The sequence below is a fragment of the Nostoc sp. CALU 546 genome (assembly GCF_048836525.1).
In genome coordinates, this window is sequence record NZ_JAWJTF010000062.1 from 1 (window position 1) to 25,452 (window position 25,452).

The following is a 25,452-nucleotide window of genomic DNA, read 5'->3' on the forward strand; positions in this document are numbered from 1 at the left end:
CAATGAATGCATTCCCAGTCGGAAACTGGGAACGAGGAAATGCTTATCAAGCTAGGTTTTTAGAACTTGTGTGTACACCGTAGCCTTTTAAGAGAGAGGAATGGAAGTGAGGTCAAAATTGTACTTCACGCTTGTGGAGAACCGCTATACCAAAAATATCAGAGGTCTAAAACTCTTTCAAATAGGATAGAGTTAAGACCTCTATACTTTTTAATTGCAGTAGGTTCGTTGTGGCAGAGTAGGATCTAACACAAAGGGATTATCATTACCTTGGGGTGTTTTAGCGATCGCATTACTGCGTGCTACCTCCCCAGCATCAACTGGATCTTCTCCTTGCCACTTACAGAGAGTATCCTTTTGTTTCTCAAAGAAGCTGGCATTTGCTAGTTCTGGGTAGACTGTGCGGAAATAGAAAATTATCCGAGCAATATCTCCTTTTTTCGCCTCCCGTGGCTCAAAAAATCCCCGTTTGAATTCACTGTACTTGTCAATATCTTGGGGATTCGGTTTCAAACTCAGTTCTTCATCGTCGAGATACCAAGAAGTGGTTTGATTATCAGGAATATCTCCAAAGGGAAAGTTGGCGCGATCGCTATTAATTTCCATCCGTGAAGCAAAAAGGTTATGCAAATCGCTTTTTGCTGGGCCTTCGGCTCCCATGCTCTGCGGCCAAACGTGTTCTGCATTGATTCTGTGTCGTGCAGCTTCTTCTCTGGGTTTGTCTGAATTTTGGTTGAGCGGCACACTGTAACCAGCGTAGATGTCTGTTAATATACCGCCTTGGTTATCTATTTTGGTGTAGAGCAGGTCACGAGCGCTACCATATCCAAGGCTAGTACGAGGAGAGTAAAGGCTATCTAATTTTTTCAGTAAATCATCTCCAGTAATCCCAGAAAGAATCGTGCTTGGTGTAACTGCTGGTTCAGGATTGGTAACTGGGACTGATGTAATAGGAGTAGCTTCTCCAACAGCTGATAGAGTAAACCGAGCAATCACAGGATCGTGATCGCTGGCTGACCTAGAAATACCTGCGTTAATGTGAACAGCATTGATCTCAGGATTTCCATTGTTACGCAAGTTTGGAGTAATCAGGATTTGGTCAATTTGTTCTTTACTTCCTTGAAAGACAAAAGAAAAGCGGTCTGCTAGTGGAATTTTGTTTACCAAATTTTCTAGCTGATTTCCTGCAAGAGCTTTTATCGGCCGGGAGTCTGGAGTATCATTCAAATCGCCAAGAACGACAATATTTGCATTGGGGTCAGTAGTTAAGCGATCTGCAACAAATTCGTTCACAATTGTTGCTTGCTTTATCCGTCTTGGGTTAGAAGCCGCTCCTCCGCTTTTAGAAGCAAAGTGGTTGTTTATCAGAGTGATGGGAATATTATTGAAAGTAAATTCACCCACTAAAGGTTTGCGACTTTCTAAAAAAGCTGGGTCATCCGCAAAGCGTTCAAGTTTTTGTAGCTTAACTCGTTGAGGATTGAACAAAAAGCCTACCCGAATATTGCCACCTGGTTGGCCTCCATCTCGTCCGTTCTGAGGAGGAATTTCTTGATATTCATACCTTGGGCCTCCTACAGATTGAATTGAATCGATCAAAGTCTTAGCTGTCACAGCAGCATCAACCACTGAACTCAACTCAGCGCCATCATTGTCTTGTACTTCTTGCAAAGCAATAATGTCTGGTGCTTCAAGATTAGTAACAATCTGATTTGCCAAAGCTGTAAACTTACCGTTTCTGACATCATCATCGACGTTTCTAGTCAAATTGCGATCAACCTTAGAAACATCTTCCTTTTTAGGATCAAGATTTTCGACATTGAAGGTAGCAACTGTCAGTTGCGTAGGACTTCCTACCAAAGATGTAACTTCTACACCATAAGCGATTCCTGAAGGAAGGCAGAATGCAAGAAAAACAATAAGGCATAGTGTCTGCAAGACTTTTCGGATAGAACTCATGAACATTGTCCTTAGTTGCAAATAGAGACTGAATTCAGTTGCAGTGCCATCCCAAAGCAATACTTGTCGGGTTTTGGGGAAAAGGGTAAGGGGAAAGAAAAAACCTTTAACTTTTAACCTTTAACCTTTTCCCCAAACCCAATTCCGAGTTTAAAATGCTTATCCGAGCAGTATTGCATCCCAAAGAATATGAGAAACAAATAAATTGAAGTCCTTCTCAAGCCATTTGGCTGTGAAAAACAATCTATCTGTCTCAACTCAAATCAAGCATTGAGTGCAAGTTTTTTCTTGTATTAAGAGGTGTACTTAGTTCGACTTTATCCAAAATTAAGAATTTGCTTCTCTTTCTCCAGCAAAAACCCTAGTCTTTTAGCAAAACTTTTACCATGTCACTGATTTTCGGTGAAATCGAAAAAGTAAAACAACAGTCCCACTAAGGTTTCAGCGTTAGCAATCGTGTTCAGAGAAAATGGATAAAGTCGAGCTTAGATTTCAAAAAAGAAATCATTGCCATAATACAGCAGTTATTTAGTATTTATCAACTGGTTTTTAAGTTACTTTTTGGTACTTAATTGCGACTAGAGTATCCCAGTTTTTTGCGAAGAGATAATCAGGCTAAAATAAACCAATACTTAACCATTGGTTATACTTTCCTTAACATTTGCGAGTGCGATCGCAAGCACTCAGAAAAACTTTAGACCTACGTATTAAATTATCAACAAAGTTGAGTATTTATCATTAATAAGACTTAGAGCAATTCATGTAGACGCGCAGCGGCTACTCTTACGAGAATGCTTGTCGATATCAAAAATTTTAGATCCCCCTAAATCCCCCCCTTTCCAAGAAATCAAGTTCCCTCCCTTTTATAAGGCTACGGTGTACACACAAGTCGAATTACCCCCCTTAATCCCCCCTTGGCAAGGGGGGAAACATAAAAATCCAGTTCCCTCCCCTTTGCAAGGGGAGGGTTAGGGTGGGGTAAAACAGCTTGTCTGTACACCGTAGCCTTTTTAAAACATCCTCTAAGACTCTCTTAAAATCTGGGTTTTAGAATTGTTACAAAATATGTAGATAATACACAGGCTTAATAAAGACTTTAATTCATAGATTTTTCGGAAATCACTGCTTCACAAAGCTATAACGTTGTCTGACACAAAATGTAACTAATTTGTCAGAAAAAGCTAATGAATTTATTAATCAGCTTTTATATATTTTAAATATCAACAACCAATTAAACATCAAAGATCAAATATAAATCATACAAATCTTTCAACTTTGGAAGAAGTTATAAATCTGACTAAAGTCTGCACCAGTAATACAAATATGGCATTTAACGAATTATTAAACACTGCCATAGTTAATCAACCTAATGTTAGCTGGGGATAAAAATATGCTAGAAGTAAATAACTTGTTTAACCAAATCGAACGAGGTTCATATCTCAAGACTTTCCAACCAGACAACAAAAATATTGAGGCGCTAGCAGACACCTGGAATAATTACCTCAAAACTTTACATGAAGCGATCGCTGAATCCAATACAGCCAAGCAAATTGCTCAAAGAGATTACGAAAAAGTCCAAGCTCTTGCGATCGCTTGGGAAAAACAAATGCAAGTTGCTTTGACTAATTCCAGTGAAAAAGAGGTTCATCAGGCATTAGCACATAAACAAATTTATACAGCAAGGGCACGACAACTAAAAACCTTAGTCGAACGTCATATTATCCATATCAGCACCCTGAAAACCCAACTAGCTTATTGGGAAAATCAACCTTATTCCTAAGTATCGTAAATTGACAAAGGTACTGGCTCTAAAAAGTATTTTGCTCATCAACCGTGCCACTATATAAATATAGAGTTGCAAATTGAGCAATAGGAAGACTAAAGAACACTGTGCAGATAACATTCTTAGGGACGAGTTCCGGTGTACCCACGCGATCGCGCAATGTTTCCAGTGTCGCTCTGAGATTACCACAAAGGGCAGAACTCTGGCTATTCGATTGTGGCGAAGGCACCCAGCATCAAATTATGCGGAGTGAACTGAAAATCAGTCAACTCTCCCGAATTTTTATCACCCACATGCACGGCGACCACATCTTTGGCTTGATGGGACTTCTTGCTACTTGCGGCTTGGCTGGCAATGTAGAACGAATCGATATCTATGGCCCACCTGGATTAAATGATTACATTCACTCCGCCTCACGTTACTCCCACACCCACTTTTCTTACCCAATTAAAGTTCACGCCATCCGTCCAGGGGTAATTTATGAAGACGAGGACTTCACCGTTAGCTGTGGTAACTTGCATCACCGCATTCCCGCTTTCGGCTACCGCGTAGCCGAAAAAGACCGATCAGGACGCTTTGATGTGGAAAAAGCCAAAGCGTTGCAAATTCCTGCTGGTCGGATTTATGGTCAACTTAAGCGCGGTGAAACAGTTACCCTTGACGACGGACGGGTGATTGATGGCACTCAACTGTGCGGCCCCACAGAAATTGGTCGAAAGATTGCCTATTGTACAGACACAATTTATTGTGATGGGGCAGTGGAATTAGCTCATGATGTAGATGTATTAATTCACGAAGCAACCTTTGCTCATCAAGATGCAGATATGGCTTTTCAGCGATTGCATTCCACAACCACAATGGCAGCGCAAACAGCTTTAGCCGCTGGGGCACATCGGTTGATTATGAGTCATTTTAGTCCCCGCTATGCTCCCGGAAATACCTTGGAGTTGAAGGATCTCCTTAAAGAAGCCCGTGCTATTTTTCCCCGTACTGATATGGCCCACGATTTTATGATTCATGAAGTACCCAGGCGACGGGAAGTAGAGTTAACCAAAGTAGGCGTTTAGATTTTAGATTTTAGATTTTAGATGTTGGATTTTAGATTTTAGATTTCCTATTGAACCCTTCTAATCTAAAATCTAAAATTAACCAAGCTTTATCTTGGAGTTAAGTTAACATCCAGCAAATACACAGCAGTTTAGTTATATGAGTAAGTCAAGTAGTTAACCAACGATTTACGGTTAGCTCAGTGTATCAAGAATATAGAGATAGTATGGTTTAAATATTTTTATCAATATGTTTTTTAAATTACAAGTTATAAAAAGAACTTTATTGTAATAGTACGGTTGTGAATCAAAGAACTTTTTACTTAAATACTTAGGAAAAATAATTAATTTTCCGTCAAGATTTTTCTTCCTTAAATAAAATATTTATTAAAAATTTATTCTTCCAACACTGATTAAGAATTTATATGCATGAATTGATGAACATGAAAGCGCCAGTTGGCATAATATTGTGCCAAGTGGGCTTGTCATCGTTGGAAGAAAAATACAGTATGCTATTGCAGCTATTAGGTGTAAAAAAATCATTTCACATTTTTCATAAATCTTCCAAATAAATATAGTGTTTCGATATTAGAGGAGTTGGATAGTGGTTAAGACTAGTCTGAATCAAGAGCAACAGGTTACTACTTCAGCACAAGGTGCAGTTGACATCAGACAACTATCTACTATTTTGCTTCGCCGACGCTTTCTGATCTTGGGAGTTTCCTGTGTAGTTATGTCAGCGGCTAGCCTCTTAGCTGTCATTGCCAAACCTACTTACCAGAGCAATATGCAGATATTGGTGAGTTCCAATTTATCTGAAGGGACACAGTCAAATAATATCCCAGTTGGAGTAGATACTCAGGTTACTGATTCCACTACTCAAATGAAACTTATGCTGAGTTCTAAGCTGCTCCAGAAAGCTGTAGATTCACTTCGTTCTGATTATCCTGATATCACCTTAGAAGATATCAATGGTCAAAAAAAACAGAGTAAAAAAGCACCTCTGGAAGTGACTCTAGAAGAGAAAAGCATAGGAGCTAATAAAGTTTTCAATCAAGTCTTTGAAGTTTCTTTCAATGATGACAATCCAGTTAAAGCACAAAGAATACTTCAAGCGCTACAAAAAGTCTATCAAAACTACAATAAAGAGCAACAAAAAGAACGTCTAAATCAGGGATTAGCATTTGTAAACGCTCGCCTCCCTGAGATCAAAAAAGAGGTGAGTAAAGCTGATAAAAATTTGGAACAGTTTCGTAAGAAACATAAATTACTCGATCCTGAAGTCCAAAGTAAAATCCTGCTAGAATCTCTAGCCGATATTCAACAGCAGCTACAAACCACTCGTGCCAACCTTCAAGATGTAAATGCTCGCTACAGCAACCTAGAGCAACAAATAGCGTCTTCGTCTCAGCAAAATACACTAATTTCGTCTCGTTTAAATCAGTCAAGCCGCTACCAAGCACTATTGAGTGAAATTCAAAAAACTGAGCTAGCTTTGGCTAAGGAGCGGCTGCGCTATACAGACGATTACCCATCAGTACAAAAACTAAAGCAGCAACGCCAAAGTCAACTGTCGCTATTACGAGAAGAAGTAAAAACTATTACTACTAGCAGTAAAAGTGAACCACTCTTACAAGGGCAAATCGTAGGGGTTGAGCCAAAGCTAGTAGACGAGTTAATTCTGGTACAGACAACTGTCTTAGGACTAACTGCCAATGAAAAAAATCTAGCCGAGTCAGAACAGCGACTCCGCTCTGAACTAAACAAATACCCAAGCTTAATCGCAGAGTACAACAGTCTGCTGCCAAAGGTAGAAACTAGTCGTAAAACTCTTGAACAACTGCTCCAAGCACAACAATCCTTGGGGCTGAAAATTGCTCAGGAAGGATATAACTGGCAAGTTTTGACCGAACCTACTCTGGGTACTTATATGGGTAGCAACAGATTATTAATTTTGGTTGGGGGAGCAGCAATTGGGCCAATTTTAGGTATCTTAGCAGCCCTAATTTTGGAAAAGTTTAATGACGCTATTTATTGTGCAGGAGATTTAAAGAAACTGACGAACCTACGTGTATTGGGATCAGTACCAAAACTACCGTCGCGTGGTGTCAAAAAGCGGCGGCTGGGACTGCCTTGGAATAGTCGGCGAAGCTCAGATTCTTCTGTAATAGAAGCCAGTAATAAATTGCCCGTCCATGAGACTTTGGACATGATTTACCAGAATATTCAAATATTAAAATATCCCTTGCCTTTCAAGTCGCTGATGTTCACTTCAGCACTACCAGGGGAAGGGAAGACAACCTTAGTATTAGGGCTTGTGGCTAGTGCTAGCCGGATGCATCGACGAGTATTAGTAATTGATGCTAATCTACATAATCCTAGCTTGCACAAAATCCTGGATCTATCCAATGACTGGGGACTATCTTTGTTATTAGTTGATGAGACAACTACCCATTTTCAAGATTACATCCAGCCCATTCACCCCTCCATTGATATTTTGACTGCTGGGCCGGAACCAGAAGACACGGTTAAGTTGCTCAGTTCTCAACGGATGAAAGAATTAATAGAGTTGTTTGAACAAAATTACGACTTAGTACTGATAGATGCTCCACCTATTTTAGGCACGGTTGATGCCAGGATTGTGGCATCTTTTTGTAACGGTATTGTGATGGTAGAGCGGATGGGGAAAGTGACCCGAACAGAACTAACTCAAGCAACAGAAATTTTGAGTAAGTTGAATTTAATTGGAATTATCGCTAATGAAGTGAGCAATTCTCAAAAGGTATTGGCATCGTAAATTGAAGAAGCAGAGAGGTATTCCTCATCTGCCCTACCCCCTTCACCTAATTTCTACCTGATAGCTAAAGCAAAATGCATAATTAGTAGGAGGTGGCAACCTCCTGCGTTGGAGAAGTGTCTCATCTTAAAGTAGTAGACGCCATAGTTCAAAGCGTCAATTAGATACTAGTGTGATTAGATGATCAGCATGAAATTCCAACTTTACTTAGGCTCTTTATTTTCCCAGATTAAAGTACGTCATTGGTGGGTCAGTGTCTTATTGTGGATAGCTTTGGTTGCCCCAGCCCAAGCGTCTGTAATTCTGCGCGTGGCAATTGAGAGGGGCGTTAATCAGGTAAAAGTGGGCAGTTCCACCACTGGGATTGTCAAGGATAGTACTGGCCGGACTCTTGGACAGTTACCAGCGATGAGTGCATATTATGCCCAAGCCATTCCTGGTGGAGTTGCTTTAGATAAGTGGCAGTCTGGTTTATTTTGGATTGAGCCAACTGGTAAAGGATTCGTTTATATTGGCGATCGCTGGTATCGAGGCAGAACTCTGGTTGTCCCCACAGAAAAAGGCTTAACTGCTGTTAACTGGGTTGATGATCAAGAATATCTCTACAGCGTTCTCGGTGGCGAAATGAATGCTAGCTGGCCCCAAGAAGCACTAAAAGCCCAAGCGATCGCAGCCCGCACTTATGCCCTCTACGAACGAGAAAAACAACGGAATAATCCCATTTACGATTTAGGCAATACCCCCGATCGCTGGCAAATTTACAAAGGCGTCATCAGTGAATCTCCTGCTACTTACAAAGCAGTGGATGAAACAGCAGGGCAAGTACTAACTTATAACAACAAGATTATTCTCTCAGTTTTCCACGCTTGTTCTGGAGGACATACCGAAAACGTGGAAGACGTTTGGGGAAATGCCTTGCCGTACCTACGGGCTGTTCAAGACTACGATCAAAATATCAGTGCGTGTAATTGGGTAAAAACCTTCTCGCCCAGTGAGATTAGTGCTAAATTCCCTGAAGTGGGCAATGTGACGGCGATGATTCCAGAAACATTCTCGCCTTTCCGCAGTGTTAAAGTCTTGAAAATTGTCGGTAGCAAGGGCACAAAAGTTTTACAGCGCGAGCAAGTGCGGACAGCGCTGAAGCTAAAAAGTACCCGCTTTAGCGTCACGAAGGGAGCCGATGGCAATTTTGTACTCCAAGGACTTGGCTTCGGTCATGGTTTAGGCATGAGTCAGTGGGGGGCGTATAATTTGGCTCGGCAAGGAGTGAACCACCTACAAATTTTGGGACATTATTATCAAGGTGTAGCCCTAACACCAATTCAGGCGAAGTAATCAGGAATGGGGCATGGGGCATTGGGCATGGGGCATTGGGGATTGATTATTTCCCCTGCCCCTCCGCCCTCCGCCCCTCTGCTTCCTATTCCCCACTCCCCCGTTCCAAGCGCCGTTGCCATTCAGCGTCAATTTGTGCAGAACGCTCAACTTCCTGGTCGAGTAAGTCAGTTTCGCTGGAATACACTAAATCTTTGTTGCCAATGACTTTTTCTGCGGCAAATTGTTGGGCATAGTCGATTTTTTGTTGCAAAGGTGCATCAGGGCTTGCCAATAGCCTTGCTCTGGAAAGGCGATCGCGGTTGCGATCGCCAATTTTGCGATTACGCCACCGAATCCAAAAATAACGCAATAACGGTATGCCTAAGAAACCTACTCCGTAAGCCAATAGCAGCCAATAAATTCCTTGCACAAAAGCTACCAGTCCACCTAATTGGACGGCAATAGTGCCATCTCTCAACAAACTTCCCAGTACTAAGGCACCAACAAAATTGACTACCCCCAACCCAGCACTCAGCATAATTTGCCCTGAACTTGCGGCACTAAAACGCCAGGGAAATTCCTCCAAGTGATCTGATATTGCATGACGGCGCTTTTTAGTTGCACTCACCTGCAACTCTGGAAAGTAATAAACAATTTGCCCTTCTGGACTTACCCCTGGTTGCCCATTAAATCGCGTCAGAACGGGCAGCATATAATCTTCGTACTCTCTTGTATATCCCTCACCAATGTCATCCAAATATGGGGCAATTTGTTCTGCTACCACTGCACCACGGTTACTCCGAATCACTGTAGCAATTTCTTGCCAGCGACGTTCTTCTAGGTTGCCATTAGGATTACCATCGCCAAACAAAAACGAAAACACAGCTTCAAAGAAATTTAGATTGCTTTCTTCCTGGCTTCCGCGTCGTCGTTCCTGGTAGTGGGTGTCATAATTTGGGCTAAGATACCAGAATAAATTAGGAAAATAGAAGAACCCCCCACCACCGGAATTACTGCCCCGATTGTCGCCATCACGGTCTGAATTGGCAGCGGTAATGATGATGAAGATGGTAACAGTTATCAGGGCGATGGAAACAGTTAAGAAGATTCCAAAAGAAATGCGAATCAGGTAAAACAGAACACTCCAGACCTTTTTCCACCATTCCTGCAATCGTAATCGGAAGTATTTATTACGCAAAATTGCTCGGAAATTTTGTGGAAAAAGGTAAACTATATCACCTGAATCCGCTACCTGTAAATGTCCCCCAGCATCAGATGCCAGGGCTAACAAGCTTTGATTAGCTTCAGCGACGTTCAATCCTGCCTGAGTTGCCACATCACCAACAGTGACACGATAACCCAGTTGTTCCACAGCCTGCATGATGGTGGGACTGGGAGCCATTGCTCTCCCCTCCTATTGAAAATTATTCCTTTTCTTAAGTATAAAGTTTTATTTTGAGCGACTTAGCAAGGGTAGAGGTAACAATTCAAAATTCAAAGTGTTGACGTTCGGTCTTCAACTCTTTAATTGACTAGACAATCAACAAATGATCTGACACGCAAAATGATATAATTACTCTCCTCAGCTTGGTTAAATCAGCAAATTTTCTGCTCAAATATGGTTCAATACACTCTTGCTCAAAGCCCAGAAATTATCCTTACCGTTTCTGGAAAAGATTCAGCCAAAGCCCGTGACAAAGCAATGGATCAGTTGATGGAACTGATGGATGCAGGTAAACTACCTACGGAACTGGAAGAAGGATTTGGCCCTCAACAATTAATTGAGGTTAAAGAGTCAACTATTGATACTGCTAGCGGTGAGGATACCATTACACAAGCTGTCCAGGTTTTGAGTAACCTGGCCACACTCAAGCTGAAAGTTCAGGAATCACGATCTGAAGCGTTGGAAATTCGCAAAGCGGTTGATGTTCTGTTCTCCGATGAGTCGGTAACAGAAGAGGAAATTACTCGACTCAAGGAAGGTTTTAAAGTTCTCAAAAATTTTGCCCAAGCTAATGTGCGTTACCAAGAAGCGCGATCTAAAGCAGAACAGGCTCGGCAGATTTTGGATCAAGCTCTCAAATCGCCTGACAAGTAAGATTTATAAAATTAGATGCATTGAGAAGCATCTTAAAATACAATCAAATACTCTAAAAGACAGGCTGTTATGCCTGTCTTTAGGTTGACTGGGGCGCTAGGATTCGAACCCAGGAATGGCGAGACCAAAACCCGCTGCCTTACCACTTGGCGACGCCCCAATGAATTCACTATAGTAAATATAGCATTTAGTCCTGGGTTAATGTCAAGTACTTTAATAGTTTATTTCAGATAAGAGGTTTTTAACCTTGGGTATTGATTGGTCGAAATCCTTGCACTTAGGCTCTTTCATGACTTTGGGTTAACCCTTGAATCTTTGTGGTTAAGGCAGAAAATTCTGCGATCGCGATTCTTTTGTGTCTAAAATCTGCTTCACTTGATGATGAACGCCTTATGGTCTGTTCCTCCTGAATAGGGACACGCTATTTCTTTTTATCAAAGAAGGCAGAGGGAAGAAGAATGTAGTTCTGCTGCCTCCTGCCTACTTCCCTATGCCGCAACCGAAAGGGAGCAAGGGGTTAAGACTCCACCAAATTAAAATAATTTAGGGCTGCTTATTCAAAAGGGGTCTGAATTCCTAGCAGAGTACCCAATTAAGTAAAGAAAATCAAGATTTAGCATTGGTCAAACTCTCCCAAAAGGCTTTTCGAAGCTGGATTTATCAGGCTTTGGGAAATATGTACTTTGCAAAAGCGCCATTTCTTCAGCTTTTTAAGAATGGATAGTACTCTATACTTTTGACTGTAAATTAAATCATTAATCAATTGTAATTACTTCGAGAGCAATTTTTTGTCTAGTTATAAAATGCAAAATCATAGCTATTTTAATTAGTAGAATTATTGAATAGCTACTTTGGGATTTACTGAGTATCCAGTTACTCGTTTTAGTAGAAAACATAGCTTTACCTATAGACATCCCTCTGAGCTTTTGAAGTATGCGATAATTAGCAATTTTGAATACCGAGCCACAGTTAGGTGCTGTATTATCTTGATGCTCTTTTGCCCAAATTTGCCTTGAAATTAGAGGATTTTCGGTAAATTCTGTAAGTTCAAACTTGAAAATTGCACTCAATATAAGTTTGGAGTGCATACCAGTAAATATAGTTTCACGATAATCTCGTGCAATTTGACTATTTTGAAGTGTTTTGACACACCCATCCTCAAAGAAAGTTACACTTTCAACAAAGTCATATATTGTACATCCATGTTGTCTTCCTCTACCAGCGTTCATTGCTAATGCACCACCAATCGTTGCTGGTACAGACGCAAGATAATAAAAAGAATCCATAGAGTTTTGGTAACAGTACTTGAGTACTTCCATAACTGAAACAGAAGAGGACACTTCTAGTCTGTTTTCAGGTAGAGGATTTGTGTACTTAAGCAGTTTATTTTTCAATACCAACGATTGAATATTTTTTTTCACAAACAACGTGTTAGAACCATTTCCAATTATGTAGATATTTACTTTGTTTTCTTTAGCCCAGTTACAATACATCTGAAGGTCATCTACACTATTAATCTCTCCTACTCGCTCAAAGTGATGTTGAGTTCTATAGTGGGAAAGACTGTTTGATGTTAAAGACTCAATCTTTAAATTAGACATCTACCCCTTTATACTCCTTATTGTATTCAACGTTACTTCTACTATCAACTACTCCTTGTGTAATCGCTTCAACTAAATATTTTTTTGATTCTAGGATTTTTGATTCTAGGATTTCATGTACTGTTTTATAGTCAATATCAAAGATTTGCTTGCTCAGTATTTGATATTTTAACTGGTCAGAGAATATCCTATTTTGCAAACCTAAATCAATAAGTAAATCTGTTACTTTATTTGATTTATCATTAGGAACAAATACGTTAAAAAGTTTTTTAAATATAATAGAAAACACAGCACCGTGATAAGTATTAGTTACGATATAAGATGCTTGGCTATATAATCCAATCCACTCTTTTGGACTTGCAGCTTCTAAATTTATTTGTGCTAATTGATTATATTTACCAACTGAAACTATAGTGAGGTTTTTCTCTTCTGCCAGTAATTTGATAAAATATTCCTCTTCTGTTTCCATATCAGATTGAATATATAACAAAAGATATTGATCTTTTATTTTTGGAGGCCTTTTCAGTGCATCATAATTAATTAGAAAAGTAGGATCTAAAACTTTCACAGCTTCTTTTTCGCATTCATTGGTAATAATTTTTAAACTATTAGAATCACGAACTGAAATACTTTGAAACTGATTAATCAAGGTATATATTTCTTTTTGAAAATCTCCTAATTTTATAGTGTTGCCAAAACTCGCTGCATAACTTATCTTACGAGTAGTTGTATTGTTAACAAAATCTAAAAAGAAAGAAGAATTATATCCTCTGAAAGAATCTAGACACCATACCTGATCACTGCCACATATTATTACATCATACTTGTCCTTATAGTATTCCAAACCTTTCTTACTATAAACTTTTCTGTTGCTTAACTTCAGATTAGAAAGTAGGAAACGCCTCATTTTCCAAGCTCTTGAAATATTAATGAAGGATTTTTCATTAATCCGAATTTTTTTATTTTCATTAATATTAATTTTTACCCTTTTGATGGGAAGTAAAGACCTAAAATATATCCATGCTATCTTAGTAGGCCGGTAATCTATTATTTCAACATCATATCCTTGACTGTTAAGAAAATTCCAGAGAGCATAAGCTTGCAATGTTGCTCCGTAATTGTCCACATGGTGAAAAGTTATAATTCCGATTTTCATATTTCCTCTCTCTGATAAACTAAACTATGATTCTGGTGTTAATTTGACAGCTAATATTCTTTGCTAACTAGTTGTATGAAGTCGAATATTTTTTCTTATAATTTAGCTACATTATATTAAGTATTAGTTAAGAAGTATTAAAATCTTGTTATTGTAAAGATGTTAACATGTTATGTATCATGCTTTCTTTGTTATTTTGATATTCAAAGTTCTTGCTAAGTCAAGTAATTGTCTGAAAAGCTTTGGCGATATTACTGAGAGAACAAAAATATAAATAGAAATACCCAATAGCAATGAAATAATTAGTAGCATCCACGCTTCAATAAATTTTCCAAAGAAATATTTAGTTATTAATATAGTTCCAATCATTACTCCAGAAGCTACAAAAGGCACTATGTACAAACGTAAATAGTTAATTAAACTCATTTTAACAAGTTTATTAATAGCTAATAACGAAATAGGTAATATTAAGTAACCACGAATTACATAAGCAGATGCAACAGCTACAATGCCCCATTTGACTGCCAGAGCAAAACCGACGACATTAGTAACTGTATTTATCACTTGTATCCATAGCCTCCACGAAGGTTTTCCCAGCGCCAGAATTACAGAATTGTTATAAAAGAAAATTAAGTGAACAGGGCCAATAAGCGATAGTACTTGCAATACTGGAATACTCTGAATCCACTGCTCACCAAAAAAGACCTTTATAAATTCAGGTGCTAACGCTGGTACACACAAAAATACTGGAAAAACAAGTAGACTTGTGAACTGAGTAGCACTATAGAAAGCATTGAGTAACCGTTCTGGCTCTCCCTGTAACCTAGAAAATATTGGTAGTGCAACCTTAGTTGTGGTAGTGATCAAGACTTGCATCATTACTAGAAGCAATTTGTAAGCAACTGAGTAATAACCTAATGCAACTAGTCCTAAAAAGTAGCCAATTAGTAAATCATCGGATCGGCGATTGAAAAAGTTAATTATATTAAATGCAGATATATTAATTCCAAAGGTAAAAAGTTCTTTAGCATGTATGACAGAAAATTTGAATCCTGGTCGCCAATCGCTAACTCGCCACAATACTAAAACTTGCACTAAACTACTAGATATTTGTTGACCTACAAGACTCCAAACGCCAAAATTGAAAAAAGCCATCACTACGCCAACTATCCCACCTATTATCACTGCTAGTAGTGAGCGTATTGCTAAACTTTTGAATGCGAACCTACGTTCAAGAACCGCTTGCTGCACACTGCTCAACCCACTAAGCGTAAAACTTATAGATAAGTATTGAATAATTGGTATTAACTGCGGCTGTTTAAGTAAATCAGCGACTAATCCAGCACCAGCAATACTTAACACGGTCAAGAGTATACTTATCCCTAAAGTTGTCCAAAATGCAGTGTCTAAGTGCTCCGCATCTATCTCCTGACGCTGGATAATTGCTACAGAGAATCCTTGGTCAACAAAAATTTGTACAAATTCAATAAAAATATATGCTAGAGCAATTAAACCAAAATTTTCTGGACTAAGTAAACGAGCTAGAATAAAGAAAACAACTAAAGATATTGCTTGGCGTCCCCAACTTTCAATAGCTGTCCAAATAACGCTTTTAACAGCTTTTTCTCGTAAATTTGATGAGGTTTGAGGTGATTCCATTAATAGTTTACCAATAAAAGAATCTAAGGTAATATGTATTTTTAATGCTTTCAGCCTTAAGTAGCTGGATTATTTTTTCACGCCATTAGGTCTTACCCTATTTCTGTGTAAGTTTATGATTACCATGCAAAGCGACTTATATATTACGAAAATTGCTATTTATATTAAGTAATTAGTCCTAGAAGAGTCTACCACAATCTTTTTAAAAATTGGCAGCTATTCAAGGTACTTTTAGGAGAAAATTTATTGATGAGCCTATTAGATTTTTACACAAAATGCCTGTTGCTTAGATTCTTAAGCCTTGGATGCAATGTGACTTTGATAATTCTTGTGTTAATGTAATGTTATTTTTGTTTTAGATTTTTTCGATTATTACAGTTGACATATTATCAACAATGTTGTTGTCTACAGAAGACTCAATCATGGGATGATTTCGCCCAATTTGGAACGAATTTTCAATGGTTTAAACCGCCAATTCATCCGGCATTTATTCGACGCCCTTTTCCTTCAGTCTCCGGTTTCGTGAAGGAAGACCGCTGCAATACGACTTGATGATAGTAGTTGCTTCGTAGCCAGCCATATAAAGAGTGGAATTGTCTTAGCATAGCGGCCGCAAAGTCGGCGCGGTTCTTGAATCCATCGATACAGCCATTCAAGTCCTAAGTCTCGAACTATACGGGGTGCCCGCTTGTGAATTCCTGCATAAACTGGGAAAACTCCACCCAGTCCAATCATTACAGCTTGTATTTTACCCTTATGTTGAGCTATCCAATTTTCTTGTTTGGGACATCCCAGAGATACTAAGACGGTGCTGGCACCACTAGAATTAATCTTTTGAACCAAAGCTTCATCTTCAGTTTCAGTCAGGGGACGAAAGGGTAGAGGTTCCATCGCCGCAATCTTAATTTGCGGAAATTCCTGCTCTAACCTTTTTTGCATTCTAGAAAGAATTTCTGTTTGGGAACCGACAAAGAAAATACTCAGATTTTGTGTTTGAGTTCGCTGACACAATGCGAGGAAAATATCCATCCCTGCCACACGGTCTTGGTAGAGCGCTCCCATTTTTCGCATCATCCATACGAGAGGCATACCATCAGGAGTAACTATGTCTGCATTTCGTAATACGGTGGCAAACTCTGGATTCCAATGAGCTTCAATGAGCATGTGTACATTGGCTACATATACAGCTTTACTCTCACGCCTATTCGCCCACTTAAGTATTGTTTGTACCTGATCGTCAAAGCGTAAAGCGGTAATAGAAAAATCAAGCACTTTTTTAGTAGGTAGAAACACTCTCGCCACCATCAATAACTCCTGTGTCCGAGAAAAAAATCCATAGATTACCTAGACCATTCCGAATATTGAATAATTTGGATTGGATTACTCCTGACTTTTTGTAGGTTTGTGTGATCGTTGGAAGTTAACACATGGAGGTGCAATTACCTTCTTAGTATACTTTTAGCTTAATCGCTAACACTAGGATTCTTTGGTGTTTTGTCCTAGCTTACTGTTTTAAGCTGATAATTCTAGGCGCTATTTGACAAAATTCATACTTTCTTCATAATTAATTTTTGATTTGTTCATGCAAACATTACAATTGCGACAAATTCCTATGGATATATATTTAACTAAGCAGCATTTGCTACATAGCGTGCTTGCGTGTAAATGTAAAATTCTAGACACTTAGTCTGCTGATTTGATACGTAATTATGGGCTTAAGAGGTTTAATTCAAATTAGTATCTTTTTAAGAATGACTAATAAATTTTTATTATTCTTTTCCAAAGATTTAATTGAGTCTATATATTGAAAAATTCCTAAATTTTATTTTTTTCTGAAATAAAAGCCAAAAAAATAAGGGGAAGATAAACTTATCTTCCCCTGCTCTCTCATTTTTGTTATTCTCTGGTTTATTAGTTTCCTTGAGTCTTTGCAGTAACATTTGCCTTTGCTTTTTGAGTTGACGCTTCCTAGCAGAACCGCCTCTACCTTTGTCATTCCTGCCTTCTTTACGGGGAGACTCCCATCGTTTCAGGCGCATAAATTTTTAACCTCTCTATCACTTGTCTGGTAGTGGGCAGGAGGAGAATCGAACTCCTATGACCGTAAGGCCGCCACATTTTGAGTGTGGTGCGTCTACCAATTCCGCCACCCGCCCTTATATCCAACCTTAACTAGTATACTCTAATTAAATGATTTTGTAACAAGTCTGAAAAATATTTTTCAAAGTTTTGCTGGAATAACACTTCTAAGAAGTATCTGGCTTAAAAACGTGGCACAGTCAATAAACTAGGGTCAATATCCTGTAGTTTGGCACAGCCGCTAAGTGCCATTCCCACATTTAACTCATCTTGTAGGAGTGAGATGACATGAGATACGCCAATTTGTCCTGCTACTGCTAGTCCCCACAAAATAGGTCGTCCGATCAGTACTGCTTTTGCTCCTAATGCTAGGGCTTTGAGAATGTCTGTGCCCCTACGAATGCCTCCATCCAACAGCACTTCTACTTTACCATCCACTGCTGTTACTATTTCAGCTAGGGCATCTAAAGAAGCGATCGCACCATCGAGTTGTCTGCCACCATGGTTGGAAACAACAATTGCTTTGGCTCCATATTCTACAGCCCGCACAGCATCATCTCCTCGTAAAATTCCTTTGATCACTAAAGGTAGTGGAGATAAAGATTGCAACCATTCCAAATCGTGCCAAGTGACTGCTGGGTTTAGCTGTTGGGCAAAATAGGTAAATAACCCAGATTCACCTTTTTCATGGGAAATATCTAGTCCTGAGATGGTGGCTAGATTAGCCAGATGTAAGTCTAGGGGTAAGGAAAATTCATTACGTTTATCTCTTTCTCTCTGTCCGAGAACAGGTGCATCTACAGTTAGACAAAGTGCTTTGTAACCTGCTTTATAGGCTTTTTCTACCAAAGCACGAGTTAATCCCCGATCTTTATGGATGTAAAGCTGGAACCATCGCAGAGAATCTGGAAACTGATTACATGCAGTCGCCACTTCTTCAATGCTTTTTGTTGCCATTGTACTTAATACCATGCCCACACCAGCTGATGCAGCAGCTAGGGCGGTGGCAACTTCTCCGTCTCGATGAGCTAGGCATTGAAAAGCCATCGGTGCGATTAACAAAGGTAGTTGCAGGGGTTGTCCTAAAATAGAGGTAGTTAGATTGCGATCGCTCACATCGACTAACATCCGAGGTCGCAGCTTGACTCGCTCAAAAGCATCACGATTATCTTGCAATGTGATTTCGTCCCAAGCACCACTGCTATAGTAATCGAGTGTCGTTTGAGGCAGACATTCTTTTGCTAATTTTTCGTATTCAAAGAGGTTAATGGGTTGAAAGCGATCGTTGTTGGATAAGTCAGTAGACATAATTAAGGTTCTTGGCAACTTTTGGTGATGATGAAAGGTTATACCAATTCGCAATTCGCACTCTTGCTAACGCCCCGCTTTGCTAACGCAATGACGCTCTCTACGAGACGCTAAAAGCGCATCGGTGACAGGACTGTAAATGAGTAATGATTAACGAGTAGATGAGAAATAGGTATTTACTTATTACTTATTACTTATTACTCCAGAATCACCGACCCTTCTTTCTCGGTGAGTATGTCAATTGATGTAAGCAACGGTAACACCACTGCCGCCGTCTCCTTGTTCTGCCGGTTCGTAGTTTTTCACTCTGGAATGCTGTTGCAAAAAGGCATGAACTCCTTGCCGCAACTTACCAGTGCCATACCCGTGAATAATCCAGACTGGGCCTGTAGCTTCCGAAATGGCTTTATCTAAAATGTATTCGGCATCAGCCACCCGTTTACCACGCAAATCGATGGTATTTTGGGAAGTCCGAATTTCTGGAACATTTTGCGGTGGTGGAGTTACTGCTGGTGGGGCTGGTTTTGGTTTGACGACTGGTTCGGGTTTTTGACCATCTAGAGATTCTACGTCTTCCAACTTCACATTCATCTTCATTAGCCCAAAGCGAACGCTTAATTCCCCATCTTCATTAGGGGCGGTGATTACATCGGCTGTTTGTCCCAGTTTGGGAACGCGAATGCGATCGCCTATTTTGGGCATAAATCCAGCTTTTGGTTTTACTGGCGTTGCTGGCTGATATTGCTGGCCAATTTGATTCAAGGCATTGGTGGCTTGCTGTGCTTCTTGAGCTGTGGGCGTACCTTTCTGCAAGCGGCGGATCACTTGGGCAATTTCACCTTTTGCCTGAGCGATCGCTTGTTTTACAGCTACTTCCTGTGAAGCCCGCAAACTGCTTTCCCTCTCCTCCAAACTTGCGGCTTTTGCTGATACTTCTTTGTATAAACGTTCCGCTTGCTGCAACAAAATTTGGGCTTCGGCAGCTTTGGTTTCCTGGCGGCGGCGTTGTGCTTCTAACCCGGCAATCACCTGGTTAACTTCATCTGTGGCCTCTCCCACTTGAGTTTTTGCCTGTTCTACCACTTCTGGTTTTAATCCCAAGCGCAGGGCAATGGTTAAGGCATTAGAACGTCCGGGGATGCCCCAAAGTAGACGATAAGTAGGTGAGAGAGTACTTTCGTCAAATTCTACAGAGGCATTTTCAAACCGCTCGTCTTCGTATTTCAGGGCTTTTAGTTCGCCGAAATGAGTGGTGGCGATCGTTAGCTGGGCATGGTTAGCAAGATATTGCAACAAGGCGATCGCTAAAGCACTACCCTCAACTGGATCGGTTCCAGCGCCGACTTCATCGAGTAAAACTAGGGCATGGGGCATGGGGCATGGGGCATTGGACTCTCCCTCATCTCCCTCTGCTTCCGCAGTTCCCAATGCTTCTAAAATCCGGCTAATCCGGCGGATGTGACCAGAGAATGTGGATAAACTTTGCTGTAAGGATTGTTCATCGCCAATATCTGCCAGCACTTTATCAAACCAAGGTATTTCCACTGGTTCGCGGGCGGGGACAAATAAACCCACTTTGGCCATCAATGCTGCTAACCCCAAAGTTTTTAAGGTTACAGTTTTACCGCCAGTATTTGGCCCGGTAATTGTTACTACTCGAATTAGCGGGTTTATCAGCAAATCTACAGGAACTACTGGTTGCCCTTGTTCGTGCTGTTGTTGCCACACTAACAGGGGATGTCGTAAGTTTCGCAAGGTAATGATTTCATTATCTTTCCGCTGGATAAATCGCGGGGGATTCGCTCCTAGCCAGTAACTATAGCGCGATCTAGCGGTTGCCAAATCCAAAGTGGTGGCGATCGCTAATAATCTCTCCAAATCTGGTTTGACTGCGGCGACTTGTTCCGTCAAAACACGGCGAACCGCTTCTTCTTCGGCTTGTTCTCTTCTGATAATCTGCCGCAGTTGGTTGCCTAGAGGCACTACTGAATTCGGTTCCACGTACAACGTCGCACCGCTGGTAGAGGTATCGTGGACAATACCGGGAATGGCATCTTTTTGAGGTGCTTTTACGGGGATGACATAGCGATCGCCCCGTTGCGTAATTAGCTGTTCTTGAACTGCTCCAGATTTTGCTTGTAAGATATTTTGCAGCTTTTGAGTAATTTGGCTGCGTAATCGCCGCAAATCTGTGCGAATTTCTCCCAGTTTTAGACTCGCGCGGTCAGTTACCTGGGCCCGTTCATCAATACAGCGGTGAATTTCCTGTTCTAGTTCTGGATAAGTCCGCAAATCGGCAACCAACCCAGTGAGTATCGGTAAATCTTCCTGATTGTCAATGACACGGCGCAAATTTCTGGCACCAGCGAGGGTGGTTGCGATCGCTAACAGTTCATCCCCCGTCAAAATTCCACCGCGTTCTGCCCGTTCTAAGGAATCGCCAATATCTTGAATTCCCTCAAATGACAGTCCAGTGGTTAGACGATTTTCCAGTTGGTAGACTTCTTTGGTTTGCTCTAACAACTGTTCGCTTTGGGTCTGAGAATCGGGTATTTTCAGATGACGCGCAGCTGTCGCCCCCAGCTTAGTTGCCGCAAAGGTGGCAAGATGCTGGCAGAGGCGAGGCCATTCTAATAGTTCTAAGGTTTCAGATTGGATCAAGGATTTCAACATCTAATCTGAAATTATCGTAACAATTCTAGCTCCTAGATGGATAAATCTTAAAGGAGAAAATTTTGCTTTAGTCAATAGTCAATCAATTTTGTTGGGATTTTAGTCTGATGCTTTGGTTGGCTGGGCAACGCCCTAAGCAAAAAAATTGTAGGTTGGGGAGCCACTGCGTTGCGCGGGTTCCCCGCGTTGTATCAAGTGGCATTGGAGGCTTTGCCAAAGCCAACATCCTGATATATGTTGGGTTGCGCTCCGCTCCACCCAACCTACGTCTAAGAGGATGTTTGAAAAGTCATGATTGATGTATAAAATTTTTTTACCCCACCCTAGCCCTCCCCTTATAAAGGGGAGGGAACTGAATTTTATTGTTTCCCCCCTTTATAAGGGGGGATTAAGGGGGGTAATAATTCGATTAAAATCACAACATACTACTTTTCAAACAACCTCTAATGCACTATTAGGAATCCGCTTTGATTTCTGAAAGGATTTGCATAGACAGGCAATAGGCAACAGGCAACAGGAAAAAAGGCTTCTTAGTTGTACTGAGTTTTTTCAGAAATCAAATATGAGTCCTATATGATAATGCGACTATTTATCTGAAAATTATATGCTTGTTGACAATCAAAATAGTTTTTATTTATTTAAACTTGGATTAACATTTTATTCAAATCTTTAAGAAGATTATTATTTTATTAAATAAAAATTAAATTTATATTTTTATGGTTGAATTTTCAGTAAATAAGCAATGTAGTTTATTATATTTATAATTGTAGTACTAATCTAATAAACAAATTAGATGTTACGAAACTACCAGCACATATCATTTACGAAATATTATGCTGTTTAGCCCAGCTAACTTGCCTTATTGGATATTTCTGGGAATCGGAGTCTTGCTATTTTTATTTATGATAATTTCCGGTGGGGGAGGGCAAGATATTGATGCAGATGTAGATGCAGACCTCGATGCAGATAGCAATAGCGAATTGGGCTTTGGACAATTCTTGGGATGGGTAGGTATTGGTAAAGCACCACTCATATTGTTACTAGCAACAGATATGAGTTTGTGGGGCCTTTTGGGTTGGATGTTAAATGTTTGGATTAGTGGAAATTCAAATAGTAATATTACTGGTTTTATTGGGAGTATTATATTATTTGGTTCGCTGATTATCAGTTTATTAATCGGAGGATTGATAGCACGACCAATTGGCAAGATTTTTGCCGAGTTTAGCGAGGATGCAAGTAGCGATCGCTTGATAGGTTGTGTTGGTATTGTTACGTCTGCTTACATTCCTATGGAAAATCTGGGCAGAATTGGACAAATAGATGTGCTGGATACAAAACGTAATCTTTTGACAGTTAGTGCTGTTCTACCAGACTGGGCAACTATTGCACCACAACGTGGGGAAAAAGTTTTAATCATTGAACACAAGGTACAAATTTATGTAGTTATTGCTAAAGATAGTCCCGATGAAGAACACTGGTTAACTAACTCATCCCAGAGAAATTAAACTTAGTGAGAGGAAAAAATATGCTTTTTTGGTTAACTTTTATCCAGTCTTTACCGAGTGTCGCAATAGCTGAAGTTCCACAAATTAATTTGCAACCACAACAAAAGCAAACAACATTAATTTCTCAGACACTCCCAGTCAGAATCCAGCCGAGTATTGCCCAAATTAATGGGGGATTAGTATTTCCGGGAATTATTGCTGCTTTAGTTTTATTACTACTATTTAGCCTGTTTGCTTATACGCGGGTTTATGTAGTGACACCCAATAACGAAGCTTTCGTGAGAACTGGGGGTCTTTTTATCAAAAAGAAATCAGTGATTTTGTATGGGGGTTGTATTGTTCTACCAGGATTTCATCAGCTAACTCGCGTACCTCTGCGAGAAATTTCCATTGATGTGGAACGTACTGGTAAACTTGCAGTTCGGACTAAAGATTACTTACGAGCAGATATTCGAGTCACTTTTTATGTATGTATTAATGCCTCCGAAGACGATGTTTTAACAGCAGCCGCTAGACTATCTCAAAATGGCAGCAAAATTACTCCTGAAGATATTAAAAACGCTTTAGAAAAAAGAGCAGATGATGCAATTAGAGCAGCAGCTAAAACTAAGGATTTAGCAGAAATTGACTCTGATAAATTGGGGTTTGCTCAGGAGGTGTTGAACTTAGTTGGCACGGATTTGAAAAAAGTCGGATTAACTCTAAATAACATCGCCATTTCCGAAATATTAGAAAGTGTTACCTATGATCCAGATAACTTCTTTGATGCTCAAGGTGTGCGTTTGCGAACAGAAATTATTCAGCGCTCAATTCAACAAAAACGGGAAGTTGAGTTAGCAGCACAAGTGACAATTGAGCAAAAAGAACTAGATGCCCAAAAGCGATCGCTACAAATTGCCCAAGAGCAAGAAAGTGCGAAACTGGAGCAAAAATTGCAAGTAGAAGCACTAAAAGCACAGAAAGAACGCGAAATTCAAGAATCCAAAGATCGGGAAGCTGCAACAGTACGCCGTACTAAAATTTTGCAAGAAAAATCAATTGAAGAAGAAGAAATTCGCAAAAAATTATCGGTGCAGCAAAGCCAAATTGAAGCTGATATTTCCCTAGAAGAACGCAATAAACAGCTAAATGTAGCGCAAACATTGCAAAAACAAGAATCTGAGCTTGCAGAGATTTTACGTCAACAGAGTGTAGAATCTGGAAAGCTACAAGCACAAGTGCAGATAGCTGAGTCAGAACGATTGGCAAGACTAGCTCAAGAAGATGTAGCGATCGCTATTGCAAACAAAAAACGCGAAAGCTTTGTTGCACAAGCACAACAAGCCAAAGCAGAGGAATCAGTTAAGACAGCAGGTGAAGTTGAAAAAGCCGAACGCAACAAACGTCTATCGGTGATTGCTGCGGAACGAGAAGCCGAAGAACGGAGTATTGGCGATCGCAACGTAGTAGAAATCGATGCTTTCCGCCGTCGCCGTCAAGCAGAAATCGCCCAACAAGCAGCAGACTTAGAAGCTGAAGCAATTCGCACCCTAGCAGCAGCTAACCGAGATAGAGTTTTAGCAGAAGCAGAAGGTATTCAAGCAAAAATTAACGCCGAAAATTCCATTAGTAACGCCAATCTCACTGCCAAAATTATCACCACTATTTGGCCAGAATTAGCCGATAAACTACCAGAAATTGTTACCGCATTAGCACCACAGCCGGGAGTTTTAGGAGATACTCGCATTTATTCATTTCCTGGCGCGAATGGTAGTAGTGGCAGTCAAGATATTAACAAATTGCTACTATCCACAAGCGGACTTTCTTTAATCAATACTTTACTTGACGAAGGTAAATTAGGCGAATTAATCGGTCAAGTCAGCCAGCTAGTGCGTGGCAATAACCAAGTAATAACTGGCACACCAAGCCACATTTCTTTAGAAACTACCCCAACACCAACTGTCATCGAAAACAACACAGAAACTAATTCGTAATTCGTAATTGTAAGAATTCAGCACCCAGGAGTCAGAAGTCAGAATTTATAATGAGTCCAGTATAATTTATTCATCAAATCTTATTCTGATTCTTTAACTATTCTGAATTCTGACTTCTGAATTCTGACTTCTTCTTCAGCAAATTTTGGTTAAGCAGCGGCTATTTCTTGTGCTAAAACGTAAGGCTGCACAATCAGGGTATTAAATCGCTTACTGCGGTTAAGGTTCCATTCTCCAACTTGTACTGTCGTGGGTTTGGTAATCAATTGTTCATCAATCCACTGTTCCACTGATGGAATATTATCACTAGCGATCGCTACTCCAACATCAATCAAGTTTAAATCAGGTGCCACCAAAATAACTGCATCTCGTTGTACATGAGGAATTAGCCACTCCCACTCTGCCTCATCCAAAATTTCTGTCAATTCTGCTCTTAAATCCGACATCACTTCCCAATATTGATTTATAGATAGCTATTTTTACATTATTCACTAGTTC

At 40.1% G+C, this 25,452-nt stretch carries 16 protein-coding genes and 2 tRNA genes; 7 read left to right on the forward strand and 11 right to left on the reverse strand.

Features of this window, described 5'->3' with window-relative positions; genetic code table 11:
- Positions 1-210: 210 nt before the first annotated feature.
- The gene (locus RRG12_RS26060) at positions 211-1,959 is read right to left on the reverse strand and encodes an endonuclease (RefSeq protein ID WP_420761168.1); all 1,749 of its coding nucleotides are present in this window, start codon (positions 1,957-1,959) and stop codon (positions 211-213) included.
- 1,390 nt (positions 1,960-3,349) lie between these two features.
- Between RRG12_RS26060 and RRG12_RS26065 the strand changes: the two genes are divergently transcribed.
- The 4 genes from RRG12_RS26065 to RRG12_RS26080 all read left to right on the forward strand — a co-directional run bounded on the left by RRG12_RS26065 (position 3,350) and on the right by RRG12_RS26080 (position 8,920).
- The gene (locus RRG12_RS26065) at positions 3,350-3,739 is read left to right on the forward strand and encodes a hypothetical protein (protein ID WP_420761169.1); all 390 of its coding nucleotides are present in this window, start codon (positions 3,350-3,352) and stop codon (positions 3,737-3,739) included.
- Positions 3,740-3,849: 110 nt separating this feature from the next.
- A complete protein-coding gene (locus tag RRG12_RS26070; protein WP_069073705.1) occupies positions 3,850-4,809 on the forward strand; it encodes a ribonuclease Z in 960 nt (319 codons plus the stop codon).
- A gap of 583 nt (positions 4,810-5,392) precedes the next feature.
- A complete protein-coding gene (locus tag RRG12_RS26075; RefSeq protein ID WP_420761170.1) occupies positions 5,393-7,585 on the forward strand; it encodes a GumC family protein in 2,193 nt (730 codons plus the stop codon).
- 189 nt (positions 7,586-7,774) lie between these two features.
- Positions 7,775-8,920, forward strand: a complete 1,146-nt coding sequence (locus RRG12_RS26080; protein WP_420761171.1) for a SpoIID/LytB domain-containing protein — start codon at positions 7,775-7,777, stop codon at positions 8,918-8,920.
- A gap of 85 nt (positions 8,921-9,005) precedes the next feature.
- Here RRG12_RS26080 and RRG12_RS26085 read toward each other — a convergent pair whose 3' ends face one another.
- Positions 9,006-10,304 (reverse strand): hypothetical protein, encoded by a 1,299-nt coding sequence (locus RRG12_RS26085; RefSeq protein WP_420761172.1) that lies wholly within the window; start codon positions 10,302-10,304, stop codon positions 9,006-9,008.
- Between the two features lie 216 nt (positions 10,305-10,520).
- Between RRG12_RS26085 and RRG12_RS26090 the strand changes: the two genes are divergently transcribed.
- Positions 10,521-11,000 (forward strand): hypothetical protein, encoded by a 480-nt coding sequence (locus RRG12_RS26090; RefSeq protein WP_420761173.1) that lies wholly within the window; start codon positions 10,521-10,523, stop codon positions 10,998-11,000.
- An 88-nt stretch (positions 11,001-11,088) separates the two neighbouring features.
- Here RRG12_RS26090 and RRG12_RS26095 read toward each other — a convergent pair.
- From RRG12_RS26095 to RRG12_RS26130, 8 genes are all read right to left on the reverse strand, one after another.
- Positions 11,089-11,160, reverse strand: a tRNA-Gln gene (locus tag RRG12_RS26095).
- A 595-nt stretch (positions 11,161-11,755) separates the two neighbouring features.
- Positions 11,756-12,601 (reverse strand): FAD-binding protein, encoded by an 846-nt coding sequence (locus RRG12_RS26100; RefSeq protein WP_420761174.1) that lies wholly within the window; start codon positions 12,599-12,601, stop codon positions 11,756-11,758.
- Positions 12,594-13,757 (reverse strand): polysaccharide pyruvyl transferase family protein, encoded by a 1,164-nt coding sequence (locus tag RRG12_RS26105; protein WP_420761175.1) that lies wholly within the window; start codon positions 13,755-13,757, stop codon positions 12,594-12,596. The genes RRG12_RS26100 and RRG12_RS26105 overlap by 8 nt, the downstream gene beginning before the upstream one ends.
- Positions 13,758-13,934: 177 nt before the next feature.
- Positions 13,935-15,416: a lipopolysaccharide biosynthesis protein gene (locus tag RRG12_RS26110; RefSeq protein ID WP_420761176.1), complete on the reverse strand. Its 1,482-nt coding sequence runs from the start codon at positions 15,414-15,416 to the stop codon at positions 13,935-13,937.
- Between the two features lie 507 nt (positions 15,417-15,923).
- Entirely contained in the window at positions 15,924-16,721 is a 798-nt protein-coding gene (locus tag RRG12_RS26115; protein ID WP_069073711.1) for a WecB/TagA/CpsF family glycosyltransferase, read from the reverse strand.
- Positions 16,722-17,488: 767 nt separating this feature from the next.
- Positions 17,489-17,572 (reverse strand) — tRNA-Leu (locus tag RRG12_RS26120).
- 106 nt (positions 17,573-17,678) lie between these two features.
- Positions 17,679-18,803 (reverse strand): alpha-hydroxy acid oxidase, encoded by a 1,125-nt coding sequence (locus RRG12_RS26125; RefSeq protein WP_420761177.1) that lies wholly within the window; start codon positions 18,801-18,803, stop codon positions 17,679-17,681.
- A 237-nt stretch (positions 18,804-19,040) separates the two neighbouring features.
- Positions 19,041-21,464 carry an endonuclease MutS2 gene (locus RRG12_RS26130; RefSeq protein ID WP_420761206.1) on the reverse strand — a complete coding sequence of 808 codons (2,424 nt, stop codon included), beginning with the start codon at positions 21,462-21,464 and terminating at the stop codon, positions 19,041-19,043.
- 845 nt (positions 21,465-22,309) lie between these two features.
- On the opposite strand from RRG12_RS26130, the gene RRG12_RS26135 reads away from it, so the two are divergent.
- Positions 22,310-22,981, forward strand: coding sequence for a DUF1449 domain-containing protein (locus RRG12_RS26135; RefSeq protein ID WP_420761178.1), 672 nt, complete (start codon positions 22,310-22,312; stop codon positions 22,979-22,981).
- A 20-nt stretch (positions 22,982-23,001) separates the two neighbouring features.
- Positions 23,002-24,954, forward strand: a complete 1,953-nt coding sequence (locus RRG12_RS26140) for an SPFH domain-containing protein (protein ID WP_420761179.1) — start codon at positions 23,002-23,004, stop codon at positions 24,952-24,954.
- 149 nt (positions 24,955-25,103) lie between these two features.
- On the opposite strand, the gene RRG12_RS26145 is transcribed toward RRG12_RS26140, so the two are convergent.
- A complete protein-coding gene (locus RRG12_RS26145; RefSeq protein WP_420761180.1) occupies positions 25,104-25,400 on the reverse strand; it encodes a DUF2288 domain-containing protein in 297 nt (98 codons plus the stop codon).
- Between the last annotated feature and the right edge of the window lie 52 nt (positions 25,401-25,452).

Excerpts from the sequence above, each read along its gene's own strand:
- RRG12_RS26060 (WP_420761168.1), bottom strand. The coding sequence starts at position 1,959 with ATGAGTTCTATCCGAAAAGTCTTGCAGACACTATGCCTTATTGTTTTT.
- RRG12_RS26065 (WP_420761169.1), top strand. The coding sequence starts at position 3,350 with ATGCTAGAAGTAAATAACTTGTTTAACCAAATCGAACGAGGTTCATAT.
- RRG12_RS26080 (WP_420761171.1), top strand. The coding sequence starts at position 7,775 with ATGAAATTCCAACTTTACTTAGGCTCTTTATTTTCCCAGATTAAAGTA.
- RRG12_RS26085 (WP_420761172.1), bottom strand. The coding sequence starts at position 10,304 with ATGGCTCCCAGTCCCACCATCATGCAGGCTGTGGAACAACTGGGTTAT.
- RRG12_RS26090 (WP_420761173.1), top strand. The coding sequence starts at position 10,521 with ATGGTTCAATACACTCTTGCTCAAAGCCCAGAAATTATCCTTACCGTT.
- RRG12_RS26100 (WP_420761174.1), bottom strand. The coding sequence starts at position 12,601 with ATGTCTAATTTAAAGATTGAGTCTTTAACATCAAACAGTCTTTCCCAC.
- RRG12_RS26105 (WP_420761175.1), bottom strand. The coding sequence starts at position 13,757 with ATGAAAATCGGAATTATAACTTTTCACCATGTGGACAATTACGGAGCA.
- RRG12_RS26110 (WP_420761176.1), bottom strand. The coding sequence starts at position 15,416 with ATGGAATCACCTCAAACCTCATCAAATTTACGAGAAAAAGCTGTTAAA.
- RRG12_RS26115 (WP_069073711.1), bottom strand. The coding sequence starts at position 16,721 with ATGGTGGCGAGAGTGTTTCTACCTACTAAAAAAGTGCTTGATTTTTCT.
- RRG12_RS26125 (WP_420761177.1), bottom strand. The coding sequence starts at position 18,803 with ATGTCTACTGACTTATCCAACAACGATCGCTTTCAACCCATTAACCTC.
- RRG12_RS26135 (WP_420761178.1), top strand. The coding sequence starts at position 22,310 with ATGCTGTTTAGCCCAGCTAACTTGCCTTATTGGATATTTCTGGGAATC.
- RRG12_RS26140 (WP_420761179.1), top strand. The coding sequence starts at position 23,002 with ATGCTTTTTTGGTTAACTTTTATCCAGTCTTTACCGAGTGTCGCAATA.
- RRG12_RS26145 (WP_420761180.1), bottom strand. The coding sequence starts at position 25,400 with ATGTCGGATTTAAGAGCAGAATTGACAGAAATTTTGGATGAGGCAGAG.